The 2,461-nt window shown below is 74.8% G+C and carries 2 protein-coding genes; one reads left to right on the plus strand and one right to left on the minus strand.

Translation table 11 applies throughout. The annotated features are described in order from the left end of the window. Positions 1 to 233 precede the first annotated feature (233 nt). Complete coding sequence (locus tag AB0O82_RS38620) at positions 234 to 1,322, minus strand: ThiF family adenylyltransferase (protein ID WP_363589728.1); 1,089 nt, start codon at positions 1,320 to 1,322, stop codon at positions 234 to 236. Between the two features lie 435 nt (positions 1,323 to 1,757). Here AB0O82_RS38620 and AB0O82_RS38625 point away from each other — a divergent pair, with 435 nt between their 5' ends. Continuing rightward, positions 1,758 to 2,303, plus strand: coding sequence for a M48 family metallopeptidase (locus AB0O82_RS38625; RefSeq protein WP_244293373.1), 546 nt, complete (start codon positions 1,758 to 1,760; stop codon positions 2,301 to 2,303). Positions 2,304 to 2,461 lie beyond the last annotated feature (158 nt).

The following is a 2,461-nucleotide window of genomic DNA, read 5'->3' on the forward strand; positions in this document are numbered from 1 at the left end:
TGGGCTCACCTGGCCATGGGCTCACCTGGCCATGGGCTCACCTGGCCATGGGCTCACCTGGCCATGGGCTCACCTGGCCATGGGCTCACCTGGCCATGGGCTCACCTGGCCGGGCGCCGGCCCGGTCCGCCGTGGCGTGGGGCCGGGCGGCTGCCGAGCCTCGCAGCCGCCGGGCCCGCGCCCGGTAGGTTCTCTCCTCGGCCAGGCCCGCGCCCGGCAGGTTCCTCTCCTCCTCACCTCGGTGGCTGCGGCTGCCAGAGGCACCCGCAGTCCGGGTGTCCGCGCAGTCGCAGACGTCGTGGCATCCCTTCGCCGGCCGACACCTCGCACCACCCGTCCACGCTCGGGGGCCGCCCGCCGTCCAGGTGGACCTGGACGTGCAGCGCCGCCAGGCCGGCCACCATCGTGGCCAGGGCCGTGTCGCAGGCCGGGGTGCGCGCCCGGCCGGGCCCGCCGTCCGCCAGCTGGGCCAGGATCCGGGGCCAGGCGGCGTCCTCGTCCTCCCGGCGCAGGACCAGGCAGTGTCCGCAGGCCGACACCCCTGGCAGCACCAGGGGCCCGACCACCCCGAACTCCTCGACCACTCCGACGTACAGGTGCGGCACCCCGGCCCGGAGCAGCAGTCGGGCCTCGTACGTCCCGCCGGCGAACGCCCCGCTCCCGTCCCGGGGCGCGAGCACCACCAGGTCGGGCGGCGGCCCGTCGGGCTTTCGCCGGGGCACGGGCACCAGTGGTCGGCCCGCCGCCCGTTGCACGGCCTCCCGGGCGGCCGTCAACCGCAGCCGCCCGACGTCCCCCGGCGGCAGTCCTGCCGGGGAGCAGTCCCCGGGGCGCACCCGGCCGCCGTCCACCACGGTGACCGTGCCCGCCCCGCCGGCCGAGAGCACGGCCGCCACGGCGGCGCCCACCCGGCCCGCGCCGCGGACCTCGATCCGGGCGCCTGCCCGCCGGGCCAGGACGGCCGGTGCGGCGCCGGGGCCGGAGTGGACCAGGGACAGCGAGGCGAGGTCGGGGCCGAGCAGGTCCCGGTGGGGCTGGGGGAAGCGGGCCAGTGCGGTGCCGGCCGCCTCCGCGTCGTCCAGTAACCCGGTCTCCTCCAGGTCGGTCAGCAGTGCGTCGGCGGGCTCCCGGCCGAGGCCGAGCTGCTCGCCGGCCTCCAGCAGTTCGGGGCGGTCCCTGGTCCCGTCGACCAGGCCGAGGAAGTCGCAGAGGGTCTTGTCGGCCTGGCCGAGCACCCCGGCGTAGCGGGTGATGGTCCCGAACTGCAGGGTGTCGGAGTCCCGCCAGCTGCGGGACAGGGCGGGCTTCAGTACGAGGCGCACGGCGATCTCCCTTCCGATCGTTTCCGGACGGCTGACCGCAGCATGCCCCATCGCGCCGACGTCGTGCGCAAAGTTATCCACAGGCCCAGGCTCATGATCACATCATCTGTTCGCAGACCCTGTGGATAACCGCCCATCCGCTCCGGCGCCGGTTTCCGGACACCCGCCGTCGACTTTTCGTTCCCGATCACTCCATGAAAGATTTCGGCCACGGCACCGGACTTCTGTCCGTGGTACCGGGTAACGTCGTGTGCCATGGCAGCCGAGCGGGACTCCCATCCACCGGCGTCGCGTCGGCGTGCCCGTGCAGCGTCCGGGTCGCAAGTGGCGGCGCCCAGCACGCGTGGGCGTCGGGACCAGGATCAGCAGGCGAGGCCCGCGTCGCCGCAACACCCACCCGCCGCCGCGCCACCGGAGCCGCACGACCGCGGCCGGGTGGAAGTGCGCCGCAGCGCCCGTCGCAGCCGCACCGTCTCCGCCTACCGCGAGGGCGACCGCACGATCGTGCTGATCCCGGCCCGGATGTCGCACGCCGAGGAGCAGCGCTGGGTCGCGCAGATGCTGGAGAAGCTCGCCGCCCAGGAGAGCCGCCGGATCCTCGGCGACGACGCGCTGATGGACCGGGCGCGCGGGCTGTCGGCCGCCTACCTGGGCGATCGCGCCCGGCCCGCCCAGGTCCGCTGGGTCACCAACCAGAACTCGCGCTGGGGCTCGTGCACCCCCAGCGAGGGGACGATCCGCCTCTCCCACCGTCTGCAGGGCATGCCGGAGTACGTCCTGGACTACGTGCTGCTGCACGAGCTCGCCCACCTGCTGGTGCCGGACCACGGCCCGGCGTTCTGGGCCCTGCTGGAGGCCTACCCCCGGACGGAACGGGCCCGCGGCTACCTGGAGGGCGTGGTCTCGGCGGCCCGGCTGCCGCACATCCCCGGCGCCCGGCACGCCGACCGGGATGCCGATCCGGCCTGTTCCTGCGGCTGACGGCTTGACGCCCGGCCGGGAGGCGGCGGCGGAGAGGGTGGCGAGGAGAACGACGCGGGGAACGATGCGGGGAACGAAAAGAGGGGGCGCGGGCCGATCGGCCACGGCGTGTAGTCAGCGTCGCGCCGGAGATTCAAGCTGACGGAGTAATGATCATG

This window comes from Kitasatospora sp. NPDC088264 (assembly GCF_040685715.1).
Taxonomy (GTDB): domain Bacteria; phylum Actinomycetota; class Actinomycetes; order Streptomycetales; family Streptomycetaceae; genus Kitasatospora.